18 protein-coding genes are annotated in these 24,044 nt (G+C 67.2%); 8 read left to right on the top strand and 10 right to left on the bottom strand.

The features are described from left to right. The first annotated feature begins 169 nt into the window (after positions 1–169). The 3 genes from CMC5_RS12725 (at position 170) to CMC5_RS12715 (ending at position 4,710) form a co-directional block, all read left to right on the top strand. Positions 170–1,648, top strand: a complete 1,479-nt coding sequence (locus tag CMC5_RS12725) for a sigma-54-dependent transcriptional regulator (protein ID WP_050430665.1) — start codon at positions 170–172, stop codon at positions 1,646–1,648. Positions 1,649–1,690: 42 nt separating this feature from the next. Beyond that, positions 1,691–3,205 (top strand): protein kinase domain-containing protein, encoded by a 1,515-nt coding sequence (locus tag CMC5_RS12720; protein ID WP_050430664.1) that lies wholly within the window; start codon positions 1,691–1,693, stop codon positions 3,203–3,205. Positions 3,206–3,333: 128 nt separating this feature from the next. Then, a complete protein-coding gene (locus CMC5_RS12715; RefSeq protein ID WP_156338529.1) occupies positions 3,334–4,710 on the top strand; it encodes a hypothetical protein in 1,377 nt (458 codons plus the stop codon). A gap of 11 nt (positions 4,711–4,721) precedes the next feature. On the opposite strand, the gene CMC5_RS12710 is transcribed toward CMC5_RS12715, so the two are convergent. Together CMC5_RS12710 and CMC5_RS12705 are read right to left on the bottom strand one after the other, a co-directional pair. After that, a complete protein-coding gene (locus CMC5_RS12710) occupies positions 4,722–6,659 on the bottom strand; it encodes an ATP-dependent DNA ligase (protein ID WP_050430662.1) in 1,938 nt (645 codons plus the stop codon). Positions 6,660–6,663: 4 nt separating this feature from the next. Beyond that, on the bottom strand, positions 6,664–7,653 hold the full coding sequence (locus tag CMC5_RS12705; RefSeq protein WP_156338528.1) for an RAD55 family ATPase: 990 nt from the start codon (positions 7,651–7,653) through the stop codon (positions 6,664–6,666). On the opposite strand from CMC5_RS12705, the gene CMC5_RS12700 reads away from it, so the two are divergent. Continuing rightward, positions 7,637–7,879, top strand: a complete 243-nt coding sequence (locus tag CMC5_RS12700) for a hypothetical protein (protein ID WP_156338527.1) — start codon at positions 7,637–7,639, stop codon at positions 7,877–7,879. The two genes, CMC5_RS12705 and CMC5_RS12700, sit on opposite strands and share 17 nt — an antisense overlap. Positions 7,880–8,092: 213 nt before the next feature. On the opposite strand, the gene CMC5_RS12695 is transcribed toward CMC5_RS12700, so the two are convergent. Together CMC5_RS12695 and CMC5_RS12690 are read right to left on the bottom strand one after the other, a co-directional pair. Beyond that, entirely contained in the window at positions 8,093–9,490 is a 1,398-nt protein-coding gene (locus tag CMC5_RS12695) for a protein kinase domain-containing protein (RefSeq protein WP_050430659.1), read from the bottom strand. 5 nt (positions 9,491–9,495) lie between these two features. After that, positions 9,496–9,936 carry a response regulator gene (locus tag CMC5_RS12690; RefSeq protein ID WP_050430658.1) on the bottom strand — a complete coding sequence of 147 codons (441 nt, stop codon included), beginning with the start codon at positions 9,934–9,936 and terminating at the stop codon, positions 9,496–9,498. A 338-nt stretch (positions 9,937–10,274) separates the two neighbouring features. Here CMC5_RS12690 and CMC5_RS12685 point away from each other — a divergent pair, with 338 nt between their 5' ends. Beyond that, the gene (locus tag CMC5_RS12685; RefSeq protein ID WP_050430657.1) at positions 10,275–11,684 is read left to right on the top strand and encodes a sensor histidine kinase; all 1,410 of its coding nucleotides are present in this window, start codon (positions 10,275–10,277) and stop codon (positions 11,682–11,684) included. Between the two features lie 2 nt (positions 11,685–11,686). Here the strand turns inward: CMC5_RS12685 and CMC5_RS12680 are convergent, their stop codons facing one another. The 5 genes from CMC5_RS12680 to CMC5_RS12660 form a co-directional block, all read right to left on the bottom strand. Next, a complete protein-coding gene (locus CMC5_RS12680) occupies positions 11,687–13,105 on the bottom strand; it encodes an extracellular solute-binding protein (protein ID WP_050430656.1) in 1,419 nt (472 codons plus the stop codon). A 77-nt stretch (positions 13,106–13,182) separates the two neighbouring features. Continuing rightward, the gene (boxA, locus tag CMC5_RS12675; protein WP_050430655.1) at positions 13,183–14,418 is read right to left on the bottom strand and encodes a benzoyl-CoA 2,3-epoxidase subunit BoxA; all 1,236 of its coding nucleotides are present in this window, start codon (positions 14,416–14,418) and stop codon (positions 13,183–13,185) included. A gap of 52 nt (positions 14,419–14,470) precedes the next feature. Further along, the gene (gene boxB / locus CMC5_RS12670) at positions 14,471–15,898 is read right to left on the bottom strand and encodes a benzoyl-CoA 2,3-epoxidase subunit BoxB (RefSeq protein ID WP_050430654.1); all 1,428 of its coding nucleotides are present in this window, start codon (positions 15,896–15,898) and stop codon (positions 14,471–14,473) included. A gap of 45 nt (positions 15,899–15,943) precedes the next feature. Then, positions 15,944–17,593, bottom strand: coding sequence for a 2,3-epoxybenzoyl-CoA dihydrolase (gene boxC, locus CMC5_RS12665; RefSeq protein WP_050430653.1), 1,650 nt, complete (start codon positions 17,591–17,593; stop codon positions 15,944–15,946). A 67-nt stretch (positions 17,594–17,660) separates the two neighbouring features. Beyond that, on the bottom strand, positions 17,661–18,593 hold the full coding sequence (locus CMC5_RS12660) for a helix-turn-helix transcriptional regulator (RefSeq protein WP_050430652.1): 933 nt from the start codon (positions 18,591–18,593) through the stop codon (positions 17,661–17,663). A 119-nt stretch (positions 18,594–18,712) separates the two neighbouring features. On the opposite strand from CMC5_RS12660, the gene CMC5_RS12655 reads away from it, so the two are divergent. After that, complete coding sequence (locus CMC5_RS12655; protein ID WP_050430651.1) at positions 18,713–20,272, top strand: 3,4-dehydroadipyl-CoA semialdehyde dehydrogenase; 1,560 nt, start codon at positions 18,713–18,715, stop codon at positions 20,270–20,272. A 21-nt stretch (positions 20,273–20,293) separates the two neighbouring features. On the opposite strand, the gene CMC5_RS12650 is transcribed toward CMC5_RS12655, so the two are convergent. Then, complete coding sequence (locus CMC5_RS12650; RefSeq protein ID WP_156338526.1) at positions 20,294–20,530, bottom strand: hypothetical protein; 237 nt, start codon at positions 20,528–20,530, stop codon at positions 20,294–20,296. A gap of 151 nt (positions 20,531–20,681) precedes the next feature. Between CMC5_RS12650 and CMC5_RS12645 the strand changes: the two genes are divergently transcribed. Both CMC5_RS12645 and CMC5_RS12640 read left to right on the top strand, forming a co-directional pair. Continuing rightward, complete coding sequence (locus CMC5_RS12645; RefSeq protein ID WP_050430649.1) at positions 20,682–22,235, top strand: benzoate-CoA ligase family protein; 1,554 nt, start codon at positions 20,682–20,684, stop codon at positions 22,233–22,235. A 71-nt stretch (positions 22,236–22,306) separates the two neighbouring features. Further along, positions 22,307–23,893: a type III secretion system chaperone family protein gene (locus tag CMC5_RS12640; RefSeq protein ID WP_156338525.1), complete on the top strand. Its 1,587-nt coding sequence runs from the start codon at positions 22,307–22,309 to the stop codon at positions 23,891–23,893. Positions 23,894–24,044 lie beyond the last annotated feature (151 nt).

Genomic DNA, 24,044 nt, shown 5'->3' with positions numbered 1-24,044 from the left:
AAATCGACCCCGGCGCTGACAAGACGCGCTGTCTCGCACGGCCTTTGGCGGGGTGAGGATGCCTCCGAGGAACCTTCTCCTTCAGGGGATGTCCGCGTGGGTCTTGACACAGGCCGGCGCATCACCCCGCCCGGCGCCAAGTGTAGTAGGGCTACGGGGGGAACCGCCTATGCTCGATCTCGATTTGAGCAGCTTCGACGTCCTCGTCGTCGACGATGAACAGGACAACCTCGACGCATTTCGGTTCACTTTCCGGCGCTCGTTCCGGCTCAACTACGCGCGCGGAGGGGTGGAAGCCCTGGAGATGCTCGACCGGATCGATCCGGCGGTGATCCTCAGCGACCAGCGCATGCCGGGCATGGCGGGCATCGACTTTCTCGAGCGAGCGAAACAGCGGCGGCCGGACGCCTTCGGCATCCTGCTCACGGCCTACGCGGACATCCAGGTGCTCGTCGACGCGGTGAACTCGGGCGCGGTGGATCGGTACATCCAGAAGCCCTGGAACTCCAAGGAGCTCACCGCCATCATCCGGCAAGGGATCCAGGTCTTCTCCACGAAGCGAGAGAACCGCCGGCTGCGCGAGCAGCTCGCGCTCTACCGAGGGTATCTCGAGCGCGAGCAGCGTGACCCGATCGACTTCGGGGAGCTGGTCGGTGACAGCCGGGCCCTCCAGCAGGTCACGACCAGCATCGCGGAAGTCGCGAGCACGTCGACGCACGTACTCATCGAGGGGGAGCAGGGCAGCGAGAAAGACGTGGTCGCTCGCGCCATTCACGTGGGCTCTTCGCGCGAAGAGCAGCCCTTCGTGCGGGTGACCTGTGCTGCCTTCCGCGGTGAGGCGCTGGAGCGGGAGCTGTTCGGCTGGCGTCGTGGCGCATTCGAGGGGGCCTTCGGGGATCGGGCTGGACGGCTCGAGCTGGCCCACGGGGGGACCATCTACCTGGACGAGCCCTGGCCGCTGACCTCATCGCTCCAGGCGCGGCTCCTCCGGTTCCTCAGCGACGGTCAGCTGGAGCGGATTGGCGCCACGGACACGCTCCGCGTCGATGTGCGGGTGGTCCTCGCGGTGACGACGAGTTTCTCCGAGACGTGGGGTCGAGGCGAGGTGCTCCCGGAGCTGGTGACGCGCCTCAGCGTCTTTCCCATCCGGCTCCCACCTCTCCGTGAGCGACCCGGGGACATCCCCATGCTGGCCGAGCATTTTCTCCGGAAGTATGCGCGGCGAAACGCCCGAGCAGCGACCTCGCTCTCGGAAGAGGCCATCGCCAAGCTCAAGGCGTATGCGTGGCCAGGCAACGCGCGGGAGCTGGAAAACGTCATCGAGCGTGCCGCCATCCTTTCGCGTGGTGACGTGATCCAGCCCGAGCATCTCGCGTACACCCCTCGCCCACCCCTGCTCGCGCCTTCGCCTCTGGTCGAGACCGACACCGCATCGCCAGTATCCGCTTCGGTCCCGCCTCCATCGAGCATCTCCGGAAAGGGGGGCCCCGCCTCCAACCTGAGCGCCTCCCTCGAAGAGTACGAGCGTCAGGAGCTGCTCACCGCCATGGCACGCTGCAACGGGAACAAGGCGGAGGTGGCCCGTTACCTGGGTGTGCAGAGGACGACGCTGTATTATCGACTCAAGCGCCTCGGGATTGATGGCTGAGCTTGTCGACGCCGGAACCGAGTTGCGGCAGAGTGGCGAGACATGCTCCAGGTCGGTGAGCGCGCTCCGGATATCGACGCCCTCGCGAGTGACGGTCAGCGCTTCGTGCTCTCGGCGCAGGGGGGGCTCTGCACGGTGGTCTTCTTCTATCCGAAGGCCTTCACCCCCAACTGCAACGCAGAGACCACCCTTTTCCGCGAGAACTACCTCGAGCTGATGCTCGCCGGGGCGAAGCTCGTCGGCATCAGCACCGACAGCATGCCCACGCAGTGCAAATTCGCAGGCAAGATGCGGGTCCCTTTCCCGCTCGTCCCCGACCCGGACCGCCATGTCTGCAAAGCGTGGGGCGTGCTGCGACCCATTCTTCGCGTGGCGCGTCGGGCCACCTTCGTCATCGGTCCCGATCTCACGGTGAAAGCTGTGTTTCAGCACGAATTCTGGGTCCGTCACCACCGGGACGACGTCCTCGCCTTCGTCAACGAACTCTTCCGCGCCAACCGCGCTGCGCAGACAGGGGTGGCTCAGGGCCCTGCCAGGGAGCCTCCTGCACCGCCTCCCCCGCTCATGGCCCTGGCCCCCACAGTCGCCAGTCCAGGGCCACGGATGCCGTCGACCGCCAGCACGCTTCCATCTGCAGGCGTATCACCGAGCGCGCAGACGCCCATCCCTTCGAGCGCGGGTCCTCGGTCCGCGGTGTCCCCGACGAGCAGCCCGCGAAACTCCGTGCGAGCGCGTGAGGTCATCGCAGGGCGCTTCGAGCTGGAGCGTCGAGCGGCTTCGGGCGCGAGCGGCGACATCCATGTCGCGCTCGACCGGGTCACGGGGCGTCACGTCGCACTGAAGCTCCTGCGCGAGGGGCCAGAGCGCGACGAGGCGCGTTTCGAACGCGAGGCCCGCATCCTCTCAGCACTCAACCATCCGGGCGTGGTCGCCTACGTGGCCCATGGGACCGACGAAGCCGGCAACACTTTCCTCGCGACCGAATGGCTGGAAGGCGAGAGCCTCGCCAAACGCCTCGGGCGCGAGCCGCCGCTCACCCTCGCCGAGAGCCTCGCGCTCGGGCTGCGCGTCGCCGCCACCCTCGGCGTTGCGCATGCTCACGGGATCATTCACCGGGATCTCAAGCCGACCAACCTGTTCCTCCCTGGTGGCGACGTCGAGCAGATCAAGCTGCTCGATTTCGGGGTCTCTCGGCCGACGCTCGACGGCAATCAGCTCACCACACCAGGGGACATGATCGGCACGCCAGGCTACATGGCGCCCGAGCAAGCGCGCGGGAAGACGTCGATCGATGCCCGTGCTGATGTGTTCTCTCTGGGATGTGTGATCTTCCGGTGCGTGACGGGCCGTGAAGCGTTCCTCGGAGATGATGTGGTGACGAAGTTGCTGGCGGTGGTCAGCCAGGAAGTTCCCCCTGCCCGCTCGATCGATCCGACCCTTCCTCAGGCGCTCAGCGATCTGCTCGACCGGATGCTGTCGAAGGATCCAGAGGGTCGTCCGCGAGACGCCAGCAAGGTGGCGGAGGAGCTTGCGCGCATCCCCCCTCCTCGCTGGTAGGTTGCGCCACCGATTGCCAGACACCCGGCCTGGACGGACGTCAGGTTCATGAACACGACGTCCCTCTCCGGAGGACGAGCGAGCTAGAATCTCGCGCGCGACCCCCTGTTCGCGCCACAATGGTCGGCATGGGATTCTGGCCGTTCGGGCGGGACCTCGCCGAGGTGGAGAGCGCCTCGCGCGTCGTCACGGCACAGACCCGCGACAACCGTCGGGTCCGCGCCAAGCTGACCGTCCATTTTCGAGATGCCTTGACACAAGCCGCCGCGGACGAGGCCGCAGATCGCTGCGCTCACCTGGCGGAACTCCTCTTCCACGAGGTGCCCGGTCACGAGGATCTGCTCGGCAACGAGCAGAGCATCGTCGCCACGTTGACCATGCGGCTCCCCATCGGCTTGCCCCCGATCCGGAACATGGACCTGGCAGCGCTCCATGTCGTTGGAGACCTGAGCACCAACGTTCGACGCCGCGCCTCCACCCTGCCTCCACCAGGCGCAGCGGGCGACATTCGCCTGCCGGCGACGGCACCTCCCCCGAGCGGCGTCACCCCCTATCCACCGAGCGCGACCTACGCTCCGCCAAGTGTCTCCTATCCACCGAGCGCGCTCTCGCCCAGCGTCATCCCGCCAAGCGCGCTCTCACCCAGCGTCATCCCTCCGAGCAATTTGTCGCCCAGCGTCATCCCGCCGAGCAACGTATCGCCCAGCGTCGTCCCCTCCAGCGGAATCCCCTCCAGCGGCATCCCTTCCAGCGGCATCCCTTCCAGCGGCATCCCGCCTTTCGGCCCCCAGCAACCAGGTAGCATCCCTGGTCCTCCCTCGTCGGTCGGCCTCCGCTCGGGCCCCGCCTCGGTCTCGCAGCGCAGGCGCTCGGTCTCGAGCAGCATGCGCGCCGTGACCGCCTCCGTCGTCCCACCGAAAGGGGCCACGACCACGGAGATCGGAGCGTCTCTCTCCCCGCTGCTGCGCGACGCGACGACGCGGTTGCTCCTCGGATTTCTGCGCACGCACGACCTGCTCACGATCCGACAGGTGCCACTCGACGAGGCCACGACCGAGCTGCTCGCTCAGCTCCTCCCCGTCTCCGAGGCGCCAGCCGGAGAGTTCGAGGCGAGCCGCGCCCAGGAAGTCACGCGCTGGCAAGGCGCCCTCGGCTCGCTGGTGATGGATGCACTGCGCGCCGAGGCAGCCACACTCGCTGCTCTCCTGACGCGCACCGCGCTGGCCGAGGTCGGCCTGCTCCCGAACCTCGCGCAGGAGGTCCTCGAGGCGCTCTGCCAGGCAGCGTTCCCTGCCGCCGAGGGCCGGATCGGAGCGGCCGCATCCGTCGCCCTCGCCACCGAGCAAGAGCTCACCTGCGAGGCGGCGCACAGCATGGCGCGCATCCTCGACTACCCGGACGTCACTCCCCTGGAGACGGCGCTCACGCCGCTGCTCACCTCCGTCGCGAGTGACGCCACGGTCATCGCCCAGATGGCCAAGCTCTCCCTCGGTCTGTCGATGTAGAGCAGACGCGCCTACCCGACCCGCTGCCTCAGGTACACCTCTTCGAGGGCCTTCACACTGTCCGCCTCCGAAGCGGGTTTGTCCGCTCGCAGCATCGCGATCTTCGGATCCCGGAGGGTCAAGCGCCCCTCCGAGTCACGCGCGATTCCCTCGAACTTCACGGTCACCACGATGTGAGGCCGCAGCTCGTATCCGGCCCGCGCCCCCGAGGCGCTCTTGCGCTCGATGCGTCGCCCCGTGAGGAGCCCTTCGCGCAGGATCTCTCCCTGGATCTCTGCGTCTCGCTCCCGGTCGACCCCGGCCACATCACCGACGTCCTCGAAGCCCTCGGCGCCACGGGCAGCGATCACATAGGAGCCGAAGGCCCCCACGCGCTCCTTGGTGGTCACGGCTGGCAGCGCGCCGATCAGCACCAGATCCAGCGTGATCTCGGGCTTTCGCTTGAGCCAGCTCGGGTCGCGCTCGGCGAGGCGGTAGCGGCCCTCCAGATCCTTGACCACGATCCCCTCGTACCGCTGCGCCCGGAAGTGGTGGTAGAGCCGGCTCACGTCGTCGCGGGTCGTCGCAAGCTGTCCGTCGGCCATGCCCACAGGTACGGGCAAGGGCATCCCGGAGACAGGCGTCACCAGCATCGACAGCCACGTTCTGCGCTCCGAGAGCGGCAGGCCCGTCAGGTCCCGGCCGTTCAGGTAGATCACGTCGAACGCCGCGTACTTCAGGCTCACCGGCGTCGCCCGCTCGCCCTGCAAGGCAGCGTAGACCTCGTACACGGTGGCCGGCCGCGGTCCCGCCAGATCGATCACCGTGCCGTGAAGTTCGCCATCCACGATCGCGTTCTGGGCGGGCAAGCTCTTGATCGTCATGTCGAGCCCGGGGACGAGTTCCAGCCAGTCCCCACGGTTGCGCGTGTACGCGCCGCAGAGCATCGAGCCACGAGCGTCCGTCGACTTGTGCAGCATGAGGCGTATGCCGTCGTACTTGCGCTCCACCCACACCGGGAACTTCTTGAGCTCGTCGGTCGAGCCGCTCGCGAGCGCCGGACGCACGGGGACCAGTGGCTGGAGCTGGATCTTTTTCAGGCCTGCCGCTCCCTCTTGCGAGAGCACGCGCGCGACATGGAAGGCGTCGGTCAATGCCATGGCGTGGGACACCAGCTCCTCGGAGGCACCGTAGGCGCCGCCCAGCATCCGCGCGATGAGTGGCCCCTGGTAGTCGAACCCGAAGCCTGCCTTCCGGAGCAGCAGCTTCGCCAGGAAGTACGCCTCGACCTTCCCGCACCGCCCGAACAGCGCCCGCAAGATCTCGAACTTTGCGTTGCGCCGCTCGTCGGGCAGGAGGCGCAGCACCTCCAGCACCTCGGCCGCCGTCAAGGGGGGCTGCCCTATCGGGTTCGGTCGCGATGCAGCGAACAGCACCGCCACATCACCCACAGCCGAAAGCTGATCGAGCACCTCGCGCCAGCCGATGAGCTGCACACTCATCAGCAAACGCACCAGGCTGTCGCGGCGGAACGTGCTCGGGCGCCCCATGAAGGGGTCTCCCAGGATGCAGGCGATCTTCTGCTCCGCGCTCAGCCCGAGGTTCTTGCCCAGCAGCTTCCCCAGCAGCGCTTCCCTTCCCGCCGTGTCGGGTGGCGGCGGGACGCGCAGCCCGAAGAGTTGCACCGCGCGCTCGGGCGCCATCACGCTGAGCGGCAAGAAGAAGCCGGTGCAGAGCGCGTGGAACGGGATCGAATCCAGCGCCGCGGCGGGGACGTCCGGGCTCTTGCCCTGGGCGAGCCGCTCACGCGACAGCCTCTCCACCAGGAAGCGCAGGTGGAGTGGCATCCCCACCACCCGCTCGATGTAGCTGCCTTCGAGCTGCCGCTCCCCGATGGAGCGCAGCAGCTCGGACAGGGGGGCCGTCCGGGTGAACCATCCCCGGACGTCGTCGGACTGGACGATCTTCACCGTCTCACCGCGCCGGTAGCACGGCGTAATCGGCAGGCTGGGCCGGGTGCACGCTCATCAACCCGGTCCCCGACGCGCGCCCGATCCGGATCGGGAAGGGAAAGATGGGCGTGGTCACGCTCTTCACCGCGCTGATCACGTCGATCTTCTCCCGGTACTTCCCGCCCCACTGCTCCGCTTGCTCCTTCGAACCGAGGCTCATCTCCTCGATCAGGAGCACCACGTCCGCGGTGTGCTGGAGCGCCTCTCCGCCCACCGGCAGGCCCGTGTCCCTGATCTGACCGATGCAGATGCAGGTGATCCCCTTCGCGTGGTTGTACGTCTTCAGCGCCGAGAGGTTGTCCGCCGTCCGATTCTTCGTGGGATCGAGCATGTTCAGCGAGTCGATCACCACGAAGCGGATGTTCTCTTTCTCCACCAGATAGCGGTACTTCCCGACGAAATCGTCCCAGCTTTGCCCCTTGTGGTACTGGCTCTCCAGAACGAACACGTTCTCCAGGACCTCCTTGGCGAACGTCTCCTCATCGAGCTGCGTTGCAGCCATGCCGATCTTGGTCATCCGCGAGCAGAGATCGTCACGCCCCGATCCTGCCTCGTCGTGGAACCCTTCTTCCGCGATGACGAACGCGACCTTGTGACCTTCCCGCGCGACGCGCGCCATCCCTGACAGCGCCGACCGTGTCTTCCCCTTCCCGGGAGGCCCCGCGAGCGCGATCGTACACCCCTTGGGGACACCGCCGAGCGCGTTCTTCCCGTCCTCCGTCAAGCAGAGCACGTCCAGCACCGAGCCCAGCTTCACGGCCTCCTGGGTCTTGATGCGATCGACGATGAGCGCTGGCCGGATGATGTCCGCGTCGAGCCCTGCCCCTGCGTCGGCGGCCGCCGAGGCGCCCGCAAAGGGAACGGCAGCGGGATCGACGGAAGGCGCGACCATCCCGCCCCCCATCATCATCTGCATCATCTGCATCATGGCCATCATGGGATTCCCTCCCATGGGCATCCCCATCCCGGGCATCATCCCGGGCATCATTCCAGGGGCCATCCCCGGCATCATCCCGGGCGCCATCCCCCCAGGCATCATTCCAGGGGTCATTCCCGGCATCATCCCGGGCGCCATCCCCCCAGGCATCATTCCAGGGGTCATTCCCGGCATCATCCCGGGCGCCATCCCTCCAGGCATCATGCCAGGCGGCATGCCCATTCCGGGCGGCATCGCCTGAACCTCACTGCTCTGCGGAGCATCCCCCTTCGGCGTCTTCTTCGTGGCCATGTCGCGCCATCCTTACGCCAACAGACCAATTTCTATCATTCAAAACAGACGACACCGGCGCGTTCGACAGCCCATGAATGGCTTCGTGAAGCAGACAACATTAATTTCTACTCCCGCCAGCCAGACAGCCGTCTCACCTGTCGCCGGAACTGGACGTCGCGGCTCAGGAGGCCACGTTCACGGGTGACTCCTCGAAGAGCGCCCGCTCCAGATCGCCGAGCATGCGCTCCACGCTCTCGAAGCGGGACATGGGCTCACGAGCCATCGCTCTGCGGATGATCTCCGTGCAGACCTCGGGGACGGTCGCGTTCAAGGAGTGGGCATGCGGCGGGGAGCAGAAGCAGTGCCCCCACAAGATACGCTTGCTGTCTCCCTCGTAGGGCGGCTTGCCGACGAGCATCGCGTGGTAGGCGGCACCGAGTGAATAGATGTCGCTGGCGGGCCCGACACGCTGGCCCTGGCACTGCTCCGGGCTCATGTAGTGCAGCGTGCCCGCAACGATGCCCTGTCCGTCACTGGACGAAGACAGCGAGTCGTTGGATGCCACGGCCTGCGCCAGACCGAAGTCGACGATGCGGACGACACCGTCGGTGCCGATGAGGATGTTGTCGGGCTTGATGTCCCGATGCACCACCCCCGCCGCATGAGCCGCCGCGAGCCCCCGGCAGACATCGGCAGCGACCTCCGTCGCCTGGCGCCAGTGAAGCGGACCTCCCGCAGAGAGCAGCGCTTGCACGCTCCCGCCACGGACGAGCGGCATCGCGATGAAGTACGCTCCTTCCCACTCGCCGATGTCATAGATCCCGACCACGTTGGGGTGATCGATCTGCGCGGCCGCCCGCGCCTCGCGCTGGAAGCGTCGAAGGGCATCGGGATCCTTGGCGAGCGCATCCGGCATCACCTTGATCGCCACCTTGCGGCGCAGAATCGTGTTCTCGGCCTCGTAGACCACACCCATGCCACCCCGGCCGATGCGCCCCGTGATGGAGTAGTTGCCGATCCGCGTGCCCGTCGGCAGGTTGTCCGCATGGGGCCGTGGCGTCGCGCGCACGGTCTGCGCTTGCCCGACAGCGCCCCCCGCCGGCACCAACCTGCCGCCGCTCGAAGGCACCACGGCCGACACGGGTGTGACCCCTGCCTGCGCGACCACGCTCGCCAGCTGAGCTGCCTCACGCCGCCCACGCTCCACTGCGTAACGAACTGCACGGACCAGCGCGGGTCCCTTGATTCGCCCCTTGGGCAGGTAATCCTGGGCGCCCTCCTGTACTGCCCGCAGCGCCAGCGCCTCATCATCCAGATTGGACAGGATCACCAGCGGTAGCGTCGGCGCGGCCGTATGAATCTTGACGAAGCCCTCGAACCCGAAGCTGTCTGGCAAGGACAGATCCAGCAGGACCACATCGAAGCACTGCTCTCCGATGGCCTTCAGCGCGAGCGCAACCCGATCCACGTGGGTCACCACGAGATCCGACGCCACCGCTTCCGCCACCATCTCGCGCAGCAAGCGGGCATCCGCAGGGTTGTCCTCCACGAGCAGGACATTGATGACAGGACCGTCCATATCGTTCAATCGTTCGAGAGCTGCACCGTCGTGAGCCAGAAGTCCTCGATCGTACGTATGACCTGAATGAAGCAGTCGAGGTCGCCAGGCTTGGTTACGTAGCAGTTTGCGTGCAAGCCATATGCCCTCTGAACATCCTCCTGGGAGGCAGAGCTGGACAGCACCACGACGGGGATGTGCATCAGGGCCTCATCGGCCTTGATCTCCTGCAGCACCTCCGCGCCGTTCTTCATGGGGAGGTTCAGATCGAGCAAGATGAGATCCGGCCGGGGCGCAGTGACGTATTTGCCCTCCCTCCTCAGGAAGGCCACTCCCTCCACACCGTTCGCCGCGACGCTGAGCCTGCATCGCGCAGCCCGGCCTTCCAGCGCCTCGCGCACCAGCCGCGCGTCGCTCGGGCTATCGTCGATCAGGAGGATGTCGAAGTGCCGCTCCCCGTGGCTCATACCGCTGCTCTACTCTTCTCCGGATCATGGGACTGCCGGACGGGCGCACCAGTGCACCGGCAGAATTTCCTCATGCGCTCGCGCAGCGGGGAGCACCAGCGGCGCGCTCCCCGGTCCCCCCTTCACGCATGTCCTGATGGAGATCAGGGACATGCGCCGGATCAGCAAGGCATCTCCTGAAGCTTCCCGACGACACCTCATGCACGTCCCCGATCGATCTTCGATCATCCAACGTCTACAGAACGCCTGCAGGGCGTCGAACCCCACCTTGACTCACGGTGCTCGCACACCGCCTGCACTGGACCCATTCCGACGTCAGGAGGCACCGAGAAGACCTCATGCCGCGCGTGCTCATCGTGGAAGACAGCCCGACCCAGGCTGCAGAGATCGAGATCACCCTCTCCCAGGAAGGCTTCGACATCACGCGCACGCCCGACGCCGAGTCTGCCCTGGCGCGGCTCCGTGAGGAGCATTTCGACCTGGTGCTGAGCGACATCATCATGCCCGGTCTCTCCGGCTACGACCTGTGTCGCGCCATCAAATCGGATCCGGTCCTCAGCGACGTCCCCGTCTTGCTCCTCACCTCGCTCAACGACGTCACCGACATCCTCCAAGGCCTCGAAAGTGGTGCGGACAACTACGTCACCAAGCCCTGTGACGTCCGCCACCTCGCCGGGCGTATCCACCAGACCCTGGCCGAGCGTGCGATCCGCGCACGCCGTGTGGGGCCCGACGACATGCTCTTTCGCGGCCAGCACTTCCGTGTGAGCTCCGACAAGCAGCAAATCCTCGGGTTCCTGCTCTCAGCGTTCGAGGATTTCGCGCGCGCCAAGACCAACGAGCAGGAGAGCCGCCTCGCGGCCGAAGCCGCGCGCGTCCGCGAGGAGCTGCTCCGGGCCGAGAAAGAGCACGAGGTCGCCCTGGCGCGCACCCTGGCTCAGCGCATCGACGAGCGCACCGCCGAGCTGCTGCGCATGAACGAGCAGCTCCAGCGCGAGATCGCGGAACGCAAACTGGCCGAGCTTCAGCTCGCGATGAAAGCTACGGAGCTTGCCCGATCCAACGCCGAGCTGGAGCAGTTCGCGAGGGCGGCCTCGCACGACCTCCAGGAGCCACTACGCACCGTGATGAGCTACGCCCAGCTCCTCGCGCGGCGTTATCAGGGACGACTCGACGCCGACGCCGACGATTTCTTGCGCTTCATCACCGCTGGCACCAGCCGCATGCAGGCGCTCGTCCAGGGGCTGCTCGAACTCTCGCGCCTCGGCAGCGCCCCCGCGGCCCGTCACCCCGTCGACGTCAACGCGCTCCTCGACGAAGCGCTCGACAACCTGCAGGCAGCCATCTCCGAGAGCGGCGTCACGGTCACCCGCGCTCACCTGCCCACGCTCACGGCCGACCCACGTCAGATCGTCCAGCTGTTCCAGAACCTCATCGGGAATGCCGTGAAGTACCGAGGAGAAGCGCCACCCCGCGTTCACATCGACGCCTCACGAACCGAGGAAGGCGACTGGCTCTTCTCGGTTCGTGACAACGGGATCGGCTTCAACCCGCGCTATGCGGATCGCATCTTCGCGCTGTTCCAGCGTCTGCACACCCCGGACGAGTACCCTGGCACCGGCATCGGCCTCTCTCTCTGCAAGAAGATCGTCGAGCGGCATGGGGGCCACATGCGGGCCGAGTCGGCGCCAGGCGAGGGGGCGATCTTCTATTTCACGCTCCCCGGTGGCCCCGATGGGCATCGATGAACCTAGGGTGACGTCAGGGCATCGAGCAGGTTGTCTCGCATCGCGTTCTTGACGGGATAGAGCCCGCTGTTCGGGTAGTTCACACCGTCCTGCATCAGCGACTCGATCGTCATGTAGAAGCGATCCTGGCTGAGCTTCGGCGTCGCGTAAGCCTCCAGCGCGGCGGGCATGAGGTAGCGGGGAACCCGACCCTGCGCTGGCGCATCCTCGCTGGAGAGCACCCACTCGAAGGTGGTCGCTTCGCTCATGTACGCCACGAACGCTGCGGCCGCATCGGCGCAGGCTCCCGTGCAGCGCGCGCTCAGCATGAAGCTGTCCGTGAATACCAGCGGGTGGCTCCCGTGCCCGAGCGGTGCGGACGAGATCTCGATCTCGGCCGGGTCGGCGCCGACCGGCAATGCCTTCAGGATGGGGAACAGGCGCTCCGAGAAGCCGAACGCCGCGTCCACTTGACCGGCCGAGAACTTCGCCATCGCCGGATCGATCACGTCCTCCGCGTCGAAGGTCCCATCGAGGCAAGGGTTGAGCCCTCCGCTCTCGCACGTCTCCGAGAACATCTTCAGGCCGGAGATTGCCTGGGGGTCGAGTGCCGTGGCCGAGATCGCAGAGGCGACCCCACCGGCCCCGTTCGTATCGGCCCAGGCATCGAGGTAGAGCGCCGGCAAGTTCCAGCTCCCCAGCAGATTCCCTGCCATGTCGGGCTCTGGCGTCTGGAGATCGGCGAGTGCCGAGACCAGCTCGGAGACGGAGCTGGCGTTCGCCACGGCCGCGCTCCTCGAGAAGACGAAGTGGCTGCACATCCAGTGCGGCACCCCGTACAGCGCGCCCTGGTACGTCGACGCCTCGATCGCAGCCGGATGCCAGTTCCTCGACGGAAGTGCAGACCAAGGAGTCACTGCCCCCGTGTCCACCAGTTCTCCGAGCAGGCTCGTGTCGATCTCGACCAGATCGAACGAGCATGCCTCGTTCTCGCCGGACATCCCCCGCGCCAGCGCTGCCGGGTCGTACGGATCATCCTGGAAGCATGGCGGATTCAGCTCGAGCTCCACCTCGGGGTGGAGCGTCTCGAACTCACGCTTCATCCGCCGAACCATGGCCTCGAAGCGATCACCGGCGGCGTCGGGGATGTAGGGATAGAGCGGCACCCGCAGGCGGATCCGCTCGTCCGATCCACCCCCCTGCCCTCCTGTACCTCCCTGCCCTCCAGCGCCGCCTTGTCCTCCGGTCGCGCCACTACCGCCATTCCCCTGAGAGGAGCCATCGTCTTCCGAGGCACAACCCAGGCTGGACACCATCCATGCCACGCAGGCCATCCAGCCCAGCCTGCGTCCCACCACGCCAGGCAGGGACGACAGCGCCACCCGGCTGTCTTGCGCCCACGTTCGCGAGCGCGCCGTTACCTTGAACTTCTCGCTGTTCATCGCGGAGAGACCGTAGGTCGCCGCGCTTTCGCCGTCGACCAGGAACGCCCCCTCCGCAGCGTGCCTCGACCTGGAGGTCAGTACGTCTCGAGGTGCAGCCGCCCGAACTGCTTCAGCTTCTTCCAGAGCGGCTCCCAGGGCTGACCGCTCTGGTTGGCGATGTCCGCAAGCGCCTGGAGCACGCCCTCTTCCATCCCCTTCAAACCGCATACGTAGATGTACGTGCTGTCGTCCCGCAGCATCGCCGCCACGTCTTCTGCGCGTTCACGCATCAGGTCCTGCACGTAACGCTTCGGCTGCCCTGGCGTTCGCGAGTACGCCAGGTTCACGTCGATGAAATCCTTCGGCAGGTTCATCAGCGGCCCGAAATAAGGCAGCTCCTCCCGCGTCCTGGCACCGAAGAACAGCATCAGCTTTCCGGTCGCTCCCTTCAGACGACGGCGCCTCCGGTACTCCGTCATCGCCCGCATCGGCGCCGAGCCCGTCCCGGTACAGATCATCAGGAGGTGAGAGTTCGGGTGGTTCGGCATCAGGAAGCTGCTCCCGAACGGACCGATGACCTGAACCGAGTCGCCCTTCTTCAGGTCGCACAGGTAGTTCGAGCAGACGCCGCTCCTCGCCTCTCCTTTCGCATCGGTGGTCACGCGCTTCACGGTCAACGACAGGTTGTTGTAACCCCGTCGCTCTCCATCGCGCGCACTCGCGATGGAGTACTGCCGCGCGTGGTGTACCCGCCCGTCCGGCGTCGAGCCTGGAGGCAGGATGGCGATGGACTGCCCTTCCAGCACGGGGAAGGGCATCTGCCCGAAGTCGAGCACGATGTGGTGCACGTCGCTCTCCGACGTCTCCGCGGTCAAGCGGTAATTCCCCACCACCGTCGCCGAGATCGGCGCCTTGTGCGTGTAGAGGTTCACGTAGGGACGCGCCGCCGACCAGGGAGGCAGCGTGGAGCCGAGCACCGTGTCGACCTCGATGCCCTCAGCCTCCCCTTCCCCCTCTTCCACGTTTGCCGCGGCTTCTGCCGACTCAGCCGAGACCGCGAGCGTCGTCTGCTTGGGCAGCTCGTCCCAGGTGAACTGTTCCTCGACGCTGTACGCCTCCGTCTTGGCGACGTTCCGCCAGTTGTCGATCGCACCCGTCGGGCATGGCGAGACGCACGCCATGCACAGGTTGCAGATCGACGCGTCGACGACGTAGTTGTTTCCGTCGTGCGAGATCGCTCCGATCGGGCAGGTCTCCTCGCAGGTGTTGCAGCGGATGCAGATCTCCGGATCGATGAGATGCTGCTTGATGACCTCGAGGTGAACGCTCATCCCCTCGCTCCTCTGATCCCCTGCGTCGCGCGGAGACCTGTCTTCTGCGACCTCAGTTGAATCGCACGTACTCGAAATCGATGGGCTGCTTGTTGATACCCATGGGCGGCGGCGCGATCCAGTTGGCGAACTTGCCCGACTCGGCGACACGGCCCATGAGCGACGCCACGAACGCCCGGTCCTCGGCGGTGGGTAGCCAGTTCGACTGGTTCTTCTGCCACTCTTCCTCGCTCACCAGCCGCCCATCCGGCGACACCCGGTTCCCCGCGAAGGTCCCGATCTGACGGTGGAATGCCTTGTGCGGCACGGAGAGCCGGAACGGCAGCCCCGCCTTCTCGATCACCTTGTTCCAGCGTCCCACGCCGCCGACCGAATCCTTGATGTAGTCGTCGCGGAGTACCTCGTTCAGCGCGTTCAGCATGGGCACCTCGCGCTCGATCAGCTTCCCGCCCTCGATCCCCAGAATCTTGTAGCTCTGGCCGTTGAGCTGGTGATCGTCGGAGCGCTTGCCCTCCTCGAACCGCCCCTTCAGGCCGGCGCTGTAGAACATCGCCGCGTTCGACGACTGATCAGCGCCGAACAGATCCAGCGTCACCGCGTAGTGGAAGTTGAGGTATCGCTGGATCGTCTCCAGATCGATCACCCCTGCTGCACGCAGCGTCTTCGGATCGTCCGTCTTGAGCTGGTTCATCACCGCGCACGTCCGCTGGATGACCCGGGACACCCCCGACTCACCCACGAACATGTGGTGAGCCTCCTCCGTCAACATGAACTTCGTCGTCCGCGCGAGCGGATCGAAGCCCGACTCCGTGAGCGCACTGAGCTGGAACTTCCCGTCGCGGTCCGTGAAGTAGGTGAACATGAAGAACGACAGCCAGTCCGGCGTCCGCTCGTTGAACGCACCGAGGATGCGCGGGTTGTCCTCATCACCCGAGCGCCGCTCGAGAAGAGCTTCGGCCTCCTCGCGGCCATCACGCCCGAAGTAGCGCTGGAGCAGGTAGACCATCGCCCAGAGGTGCCGACCCTCCTCCACGTTCACCTGGAACAGGTTCCGCAGATCGTAGAGCGACGGCGCCGTCAGCCCCAGGTGCCGCTGCTGCTCCACCGACGCCGGCTCCGTGTCCCCTTGCGTCACGATGATCCGCCGCAGGTTCGCGCGGTGCTCGCCCGGCACCTCTTGCCACGCCGGCTGCCCCTTGTGCTCCCCGAACTGGATCGTCCGATCCTGCTGGGCGGGCGTGAGGAAGATTCCCCAGCGGTACTCGGGCATCTTCACGTAGTCGAAGTGCGCCCACCCGCTCGGATCCACGCTCACCGCCGTGCGCAGGTACACGTCGAAGGACTGCGAGCCTTCCGGCCCCATGTCCTTCCACCAGGAGATGAAGTTCGGCTGCCATTGCTCCAGCGCGCGCTGCAGCGTCCGGTCTCCGGCGAGATTGACGTTGTTCGGAATCTTTTCGCTGTAGTCGATCGAGGTCATGGCTGACTCCTGGCTGCTGTGAAGGACCGCTCGCGTCGGGTGGGGCTACACCCGCGTCGGATCGAACTGCGCCTTCCCGCCTTTCCCGTACACCTTGAGAGCCCCCTTCTCACCGACCGCATTCGGACGGATGAAGATCCAGTTCTGCCAGGCCGAGAGCCGCCCGAAGATGCGCGTCTCCATCGTCTCGGCCCCCGCGAACCGCAGGTTCGCCTCCATGCCGGTGAGCGCATCGGGCGACATCGCTGCCCGCTCCTCCAGCGCGATCCGGATCTCGTCGGCCCAATCCAGCTCGTCCGGCGCCGCCGTCACCAGCCCGAGCGCGTCGGCCTCGGCAGGGGTCAGCGCCTTCCCCGTCGCCTCTTTCGCCGCCTTCAGCTCCGCCTCGTCCTCGCAGAACCGACGACCGAGCCGCGACTGACCGTTCACCATCGGCAGCGCTCCGAAGTTCAGCGCCGACAGCGTGATCCTCGGCTCTCCCTCGCCGCCCGCCGACATGTACGTCCGGTCGGCCGCGAACGACAGCTCGGCCAGCGTCCCGGCGAAGCACGACCCCGCCTCGATCAGCGCGAACAGCGTCCTCGACGACACGTCCAGCCGCGCCAGCGTCCGCCGCAGGAGCCCCAGCGTCTCCCGCACGAACCAGTGGTCCTTGTGCCGCAGCAACGCAGCATCCGCCGCCAGCACGTGCGCCGCCTCGCCCTCCGTCTTCAGGATCCAGGTCCCCAGATCCAGCTCGTTCGTGCGCAGCGTCAGGATCGCGTCGTCCAGCTCCCTGGCCACCGCGAGCGGCCACCATGCTGCACCGGCCGCCTCGATGTCGGCGATCTCCACCGCCGGAGCCACCTCGGGCGCCTTCACCACGAACGTCGCCGTCCTCCGCGCCCTGTCGAAGCTCACCTGCACGTAGCGGTAGCCGAGCCCCTCCTCGCTCTCCGTCCGCTCCAGCCGCGGCAGCGCCACCCCCTTCACGCCTTCGGGCCGATCGCTCGACGTCGCCAGCTCCGCCGCCCGGGCGCGCACCACATCTTTGAATTGCGCCGGCTTCGCGATCTCGTCCACGAGCCGCCACTGCTTCGCCCGCTCCCCGCGGATCCCCTCCACGGTCGTGCAGAAGATGTCGGCCCGATCGTGCCGCACCTTGCGCTTGTCCGTGACCCGCGTGAGCCCGCCGGTCCCCGGCAGAACGCCCAGCAGCGGCACTTCCGGCAGCGACACCGCCGACGACCGATCATCGATCAGGTAGATCTCGTCGCACGCCAGCGCCAGCTCATAGCCACCACCGGCGCAGGCCCCGTTCACCGCTGCCAGGAACTTCAGCCCCGAGTGACGGCTCGAGTCCTCCAGCCCGTTGCGCGTCTCGTTCGTGAACTTGCAGAAGTTCACCTTCCAGGCGTGGGTCGACGTCCCCAGCATGAAGATGTTCGCGCCCGAGCAAAACACCCGGTCCTTCATGCTGGTGAGCACCACCGTCTTCACCTCGGGGTGCTCGAAGCGGATCCGCTGGATCGCGTCGTGCAGCTCGATGTCCACGCCGAGGTCGTACGAGTTCAGCTTCAGCTTGTAGCCCTCGCGGAGGCCTCCATCCTCGACCACATCCATGCCGAGGGTGGCGACCGGGCCATCGAACGACAGCTTCCAGTGCTTGTACTGCGAAGGCTCGGTGCGGTAGTCGACGCGGGCATCAGCGGACATCACGACTCCTCGGCCGGGGACGATTCCGGCATTTGTCCATGCACGCTACTGCCCGACCCCCAGCCGGTCAAGCACTATCCTGCATGTTGCCATCGCCGAGGCGGACCGCGAGTGCATCCCGGAGACCCAGGAAAGTGTCCCCGAGCGACTTCCCGCTGGTGTTGAAGGAGAGATCGGCCTTCGCATAGAAGTCGGCCCGGCTGGCGAGGATTGCCCTCAGATCGTCCATCGCCTCCCCATTGCCCTCCATCGGCCGGACGTCCCCCTGCGCGACCACCCGCTTCATGTGATCTTCCGGGGTCGCCTGGAGCCACACCGTGAAGCAGCGAGCGAGCAGCAGGTTGAACGTACCCGACGCCGACACGATCCCCCCCGGCAGCGCGATCACCGCCCGTTTGTGCCCCTCCAGCGTCATCTCCAGCGCCCGCAGCTCATAGCGTCGGTACGCGCTCGCCCCGTAGAGTCCGTGAATCTCCGACGGCGGGCACCCCGCGAGCTTCTCGATCTCGCGCGCCAGCTCCACGAACGGCATCCCCAGCTCGCTCGCGAGCATCCGCCCCAAAGTCGATTTACCCGCGCCCCGCAGACCGATCAGCGCCAGCCGCCCGGTGCGATCCGGTCCAGCACCGTTCCCCTCGAACAGCCGCGTCAACGCGATCCGCGCCCGCTTCAGCGCCGCCTCGTCGCGCCCCTGCAAGATCTCCCGGATCAGCGCGCCCTCCGCCGACGACACGGCCTCGTCGCTCATGAGGTCGGCGAGCGTGCATCCGAGTGCATCGGCCACCTGCTTCAGCACCAGCACCGACGCGTTCCCCAGCCCCGTCTCCAGGTTCGCCAGATGCCGCTCGGACACATCGGCTTCCTTCGCCAGCGCCTTCCGCGTCAGCCCTCGACGTGCTCGCAACAGCCGCACCCGACTTCCGAGCGCCGCCAGGAAGGGATGACGCTCCTCGTCTGGAGGCGGCCCTCGTCGCGCCAGCTTTGACGCATGATGCTTCATGTCAACGTCGCCTCGGTCGAAGTGTATGCACCAAAGTGCTTGACCCACAAGAGCCTTGGCACCCATGCTGAGCCGACCAGGCCGAGCACCGCACAACCCACGCACAGCGAGCCACGAACATGAGCGAGATCCTGAAGAACTACGTCGGCGGCGAGTGGATCGCCGGCCGCGGCGACGGCACGCCGCTCCGCGACCCCGTGACCGGTGAAGAGCTGGCCCGCGTCTCCAGCGAGGGTCTCGACCTCGACAAGGCGTTCGACTTCGCCCGCACGAAAGGCGGCACCGCCCTGCGCGACCGCACCTATGCCGAGCGCGCCGCCCTCCTCGGCGACGTCGCCAAGGCCCTCCAGGCCAAGCGCGACGACTACTACGCCATCTCCATCGCCAACAGCGGCACCACCAAGGCCGACTCGGGCATGGACATCGAGGGCGCCATCTTCACCCTCTCCTACTACGCCAAGCTCGGCGCCTCCCTCGGCGACGCCAAGGTCCTGCTCGACGGTGACGTCACCTCCCTCAGCAAGGACGGCTCCTTCCGCGCCCAGCACATCCTGACCCCGACGCGCGGCCTCGCCCTCTTCATCAACGCCTTCAACTTCCCCGCCTGGGGCCTCTGGGAGAAGGCCGCCCCCGCCCTCCTCTCGGGCGTCCCGGTGATCATCAAGCCTGCCACGGCCACCGCCTGGCTCACCCAGCGCATGGTCGCCGACGTCATCGCGGCCGGCGTGCTCCCCGAGGGCGCCCTCTCCGTCGTCTGCGGCAGCGCCGCCGGCCTCCTCGACCGCGTCCAGGCCTTCGACGTCGTCTCCTTCACCGGCTCCGCCGACACCGCCGCCAAGCTCCGCGCCCACCCGGCCTTCGTCTCGCGCGCAGCCCGCCTCAACATCGAGGCTGACAGCCTCAACTCCGCCCTCCTCGGCCTCGACGCCAGCCCTGGCTCTGGCGCCTTCGACGGCTTCATCAGCGAGGTCGCCCGCGAGATGACCATCAAGTCCGGCCAGAAGTGCACCGCCATCCGCCGCGCCTTCGTCCCCGCCGCCCACTTCGACGCCGCCGCCGAGGCTCTCCGCGCCAAGCTCGCCAAGATCACCGTCGGCAACCCCCGCAACGAGACCGTCCGCATGGGCTCCCTGGTCAGCCGCGACCAGCACACCAGCGTCAAGGCCGGCATCGACGCCCTCCGCCGCGAGACCGAACTCCTCTTCGACGGCAGCGCCACCCCGCTCGTCGACGCCGATCCCGAGGTCAGCGCCTGCGTCGCCCCTCACCTCCTCGGCCTCCGTGACGGCGAAGCGTCCGCCGTTCACGACGTCGAGGTCTTCGGCCCCGTCGCCACCCTCATCGCCTACCGCGACGAAGCCCACGCCATCGACCTCGCCCGCCGCGGCGGCGGCTCCCTCGTCGCCTCCGTCTTCAGCGACGACGAAGGCCAGCTCGCCCACTTCGCCGTCGCCCTCGCCGACACGCACGGCCGCGTCCACGCCGTCAGCCCTGCGGTCGCCAAGACCCAGACCGGCCACGGCAACGTCATGCCCCAGTCCCTCCACGGCGGCCCCGGCCGTGCTGGTGGCGGCGAAGAGCTCGGTGGCCTCCGCGCCCTCAACTTCTACCACCGCCGCGCCGCCATCCAGGCCCCCTCCGGCGCCCTGGATCTCCTCCCCAAGGCCGCAGCGAAGTAGCGCCAGCGCGACGCGACCGCGTCAGCCCCTCCCGGCCTCCTCATCGGCCAGGCCTTCCCACAGCGCCGTCAGATCCAGCTCGACCGCATCGAAGGGCGGCGCGCACACCGTGGTGACATCCTGCACCACCATCTCCACTTCCCAGCGCTTCCGCGGTCCGAGGTGATGCACCTCGAGGGCACGCGCGTTCGGCTCGATGAACCACAGCCACGTCAGCTGCCTACCCGAGGGTAGCCGCGCCGCCTCCGCATCGTGCAACCACAATCCAGGCTCGGCAACCCGACCGCGTGCTACTCCCTGGATCGACGCAGCTCGCTGCGCCCGCGGACCCGAAACGAACGCCGCTTCGTCGCTCCTGACCCCTGACCAGCGCGACGCCCACCTGGACCGTCGCCTCTCCGAGGAAGCCATGGATGCAGCCGCCAAGGCACCGCCCGAGCAGTTCAACTTCGCCGCTCACCTCCTCACCCTCAACCAGGCGCGCGGCGCCAAGGTCGCCTACATCGATGACCTCGGCGCCCTCACGTACGCCGAGCTGGAGCGCCGCGTCCGCGCCTTCGCCGCCTCTCTCCTCCGCCTCGGCCTCCACCGCGAGGAGCGCATCCTCGTGGCCATGCTCGACACCGTGGACCTCCCGGTCGTCTTCCTCGGCGCCCTCCACGCCGGTGTCGTCCCGGTCCTCGTCAACACCCTGCTCGGCGCCGACGACTACGCCTACATGTTCACGCACAGCAGCGCGAAGCTCGTCGTCACGTCAGGCCCCCTCGTCGACAAGCTTCGCGCCGCCATCACCGCCACGGGCGCCCCTCTCCCCCTCCTCGTCTCCCAGCCAGCGCCCCTCGCTCCGGGTGACCTCGACCTCACCCCCCTGCTCCACGAACCTCCCGCCGAGGCGCCCGCCGACACCCACGTCGACGACATCGCCTTCTGGCTCTACTCCTCCGGCTCCACCGGCCGCCCCAAGGGCACCGTCCACACCCACGGCAACCTCTACTGGACCGCGGAGCTCTACGCGAAGCCCATCCTCGGCATCCGCGAGACCGACGTCGTCTTCTCCGCCGCCAAGCTCTTCTTCGCGTACGGCCTCGGCAACGCCCTCACCTTCCCCCTCAGCGTCGGCGCCACCACCGTCCTCATGGCCGAGCGCCCCACCTGCGACGCCGTCTTCGCTCGCCTCACCCGCCACAGGCCCACCCTCTTCTGCGGCGTCCCCACCCTCTTCCTCGCCATGCTCGCTTCCCCTGCCCTCCCGCCGCGCGCCGACGTCGCCCTCCGCGTGTGTACCTCCGCCGGCGAGGCCCTCCCCCAGCAGGTCGGCGAGCAGTTCACCGCCCACTTCGGCGCCGAGATCCTCGACGGCCTCGGCTCCACCGAGATGCTCCACATCTTCCTCTCCAACCGCCCTGGAGAGGTCGTCTACGGCACCACCGGCACCCCGGTCCCTGGCTACGAGGTCTCCCTCCGCGACGAAGCCGGCGCCCCGATCCCTGACGGCGAGATCGGCGACCTCTACGTCAAAGGCCCCAGCGCTGCGCTCCTCTACTGGCGCAACCGCGACCGGACCCGGGCCACCTTCCTCGGTGACTGGGTGAAGACCGGCGACAAGTACCAGCGCCTCCCCAGCGGCCACTACGTCTACGCCGGCCGCAGCGACGACATGCTCAAGGTGAGCGGCCAGTACGTCGCCCCCGTCGAGGTCGAACTCGTCCTCCAGCAGCACGAGTGCGTCCTCGAGGCCGCCGTCGTCGGCAAGCTGGAGAGCAACGGCCTCATGAAGACCTGCGCCTTCATCGTCCTCCGCGAAGGCCACGCCCCTGGCGACCACCTCGTCGTGGCGCTCCAGGCCTTCGTCAAAGGCCGCCTCGCGCCCCACAAGTACCCGCGCGAGATCGTCTTCCTCGCGGAGCTACCCAAGACCGCCACCGGCAAGATCCAGCGCTTCCGCCTGCGCGATCCCCACTGAACCGTCGCACGATCCAACGACGGATGTCTCTGCCGCACCTCGCCGGGATGTGCGAAGCTGCGCCCGATTTCATGAAGCAATCCAAACGCGCGGCGGCCAAGGCCCCCACCCCTCCGGACGCTGCCACCTTTCTCGCCGAGACCGAGCAGATCGCGAACGAGCTCTCCTGGCCCTTCGAATCCTTCGGCGAGATCAACGACTTCACCGTCGCCTCGGGCGCCTTGATCGCGACCGATCCCACGTACGAGAAGCTCATCTGGAGCTACGACACCGACACCACGATCGCCACGTGCATGCTGGTCGCTCGGGACGCCGTCACGCCGGCCCGACAGTCCGCCGTGCTGAAGCTCTGCGCCCTCGTCAACGACGGCCTCTCCTTCGGCTGCCTCGACTTCGCGCTCGACGACGGCACGCTCGCCCTCCGCGACCATGCCGACCTGCACTTCGGCCCGCTCGATCAGGTCCTCCGGCGCGCCACCGGCCGGCTTCTCTCGGTGGCCCAGCAGCTCGCGCCGGCCCTTCGAGGCACCTTGACCGGCAAGAAGCCGGAGGCTGCCCTCCTCGACGCCCAGCAGGCCGAGGAGGAAGCGGCGGAGCAGGATGCCACGGAGGAAGTCCCGGCATCCCCCGCTCCGACCTCCAAGAAGACCGCGTCGAAGAGCACCGCCTCGAAATCGACGCCTGCGGTCAAGCCCGCGCCTCGAAAGCCCGCCTCGAAGTCGACGCCTGCGGTCAAGCCCGCACCTCGAAAGCCCGCCTCGAAGTCGACGCCTGTGACCAAGTCCGCACCTCAGAAGCCCGCCTCGAAGGCCCCTGCCTCGAGCCAGGCCGCTGAGACCAAGGCAACGCCTCGGAAGCCCGCCTCGAAAGCCCCCCCTTCGAAGTCGGTCGTTGCGACCAAGGCAACGCCGCGAAAGACCACCTCGAAGACCGCTCCGAAGACGGAAGCCTCGAAGCCGGCTGCTGCGGCCAAAGCGACGCCGCGAGAGGCCGCCTCGAAGACCACGTCCTCGAAGACGACTTCCGCAGCGAAAGGCACATCGCGGAAAGCAGCGCCCGTCTCGAAAGCCACTCCGCCAGGATCGGCAAAAGTAACGAAAGCCTCGCCTGCGAAGTCCGCCGCCCCCCGCGCTGCGAGCCCCCAGAAGTCCCCGACCCCACCGAAAGCCACCACCTCGAACAAGGTCGCATCGCCATCGGCAGGCGAACCGACGAACACCAAGGTGTGGCTCTTCTCCCTGGAGGAACTTCCGGGCTTCCGTCACCAGAATCGGAAGGTCATCGACGCCCTCTCTCCCGCCTGCTCCACCATGCCCTTGATGCTCTTCCTTCAGCCCGAAGGAGAGACACGAACGCCCACGGGCGACCTCTTCGAGCGCATCCCCGAGAAGGGCGTCTGCTCGGCGACCGAAGGCAAGAAGCTCTTCGGCCTCATCGAGAAGCTGGAGTCGCTCATCGAGAAGCACTGCGACGGCTACTTCTACGACAACGTCGCCACCGACCAGGTCGTGGCGTCGCAGGCCATCCACGACAGCAGCACGCTCGACGAGGTGGGGCGCGCGCTGACGAAGCAAGGCGTCCGCGTCGAACGCACCGAGTTCGTCGCCTCGTACCTGATCGCTGGCGGCCTGGGCTGGCTCCTCGAACCCCGTCCCTGACACCGCTCGCCCCCTACGACACCGACCCCCGACGTCACGCCACGGAATGGGCGCTCGCGCTCATGGTTTCGGAAACCAGGAGCGCGAGCACCTGTGATTCAGGCGCGGACGCTGTCCCCACATCTCGCGAGCGCTGCCGAGAAGCTCATCG

The sequence above is a fragment of the Chondromyces crocatus genome, assembly GCF_001189295.1.
GTDB classification, from domain to species: Bacteria; Myxococcota_A; Polyangia; order Polyangiales; family Polyangiaceae; genus Chondromyces; species Chondromyces crocatus.
This window is presented reverse-complemented; position numbering and strand designations above follow the sequence as displayed.

Coding starts and splice junctions, on each gene's coding strand:
- boxA (WP_050430655.1), bottom strand. CDS start 14,418: ATGAGCGTTCACCTCGAGGTCATCAAGCAGCATCTCATCGATCCGGAG.
- CMC5_RS12640 (WP_156338525.1), top strand. CDS start 22,307: ATGAAGCAATCCAAACGCGCGGCGGCCAAGGCCCCCACCCCTCCGGAC.
- CMC5_RS12690 (WP_050430658.1), bottom strand. CDS start 9,936: ATGAGCCACGGGGAGCGGCACTTCGACATCCTCCTGATCGACGATAGC.
- CMC5_RS12725 (WP_050430665.1), top strand. CDS start 170: ATGCTCGATCTCGATTTGAGCAGCTTCGACGTCCTCGTCGTCGACGAT.
- CMC5_RS12645 (WP_050430649.1), top strand. CDS start 20,682: ATGGATGCAGCCGCCAAGGCACCGCCCGAGCAGTTCAACTTCGCCGCT.
- boxB (WP_050430654.1), bottom strand. CDS start 15,898: ATGACCTCGATCGACTACAGCGAAAAGATTCCGAACAACGTCAATCTC.
- CMC5_RS12715 (WP_156338529.1), top strand. CDS start 3,334: ATGGGATTCTGGCCGTTCGGGCGGGACCTCGCCGAGGTGGAGAGCGCC.
- CMC5_RS12680 (WP_050430656.1), bottom strand. CDS start 13,105: ATGAACAGCGAGAAGTTCAAGGTAACGGCGCGCTCGCGAACGTGGGCG.
- CMC5_RS12660 (WP_050430652.1), bottom strand. CDS start 18,593: ATGAAGCATCATGCGTCAAAGCTGGCGCGACGAGGGCCGCCTCCAGAC.
- CMC5_RS12655 (WP_050430651.1), top strand. CDS start 18,713: ATGAGCGAGATCCTGAAGAACTACGTCGGCGGCGAGTGGATCGCCGGC.
- CMC5_RS12720 (WP_050430664.1), top strand. CDS start 1,691: ATGCTCCAGGTCGGTGAGCGCGCTCCGGATATCGACGCCCTCGCGAGT.
- CMC5_RS12695 (WP_050430659.1), bottom strand. CDS start 9,490: ATGGACGGTCCTGTCATCAATGTCCTGCTCGTGGAGGACAACCCTGCG.
- boxC (WP_050430653.1), bottom strand. CDS start 17,593: ATGTCCGCTGATGCCCGCGTCGACTACCGCACCGAGCCTTCGCAGTAC.
- CMC5_RS12705 (WP_156338528.1), bottom strand. CDS start 7,653: ATGGGAGGGAATCCCATGATGGCCATGATGCAGATGATGCAGATGATG.
- CMC5_RS12700 (WP_156338527.1), top strand. CDS start 7,637: ATGGGATTCCCTCCCATGGGCATCCCCATCCCGGGCATCATCCCGGGC.
- CMC5_RS12685 (WP_050430657.1), top strand. CDS start 10,275: ATGCCGCGCGTGCTCATCGTGGAAGACAGCCCGACCCAGGCTGCAGAG.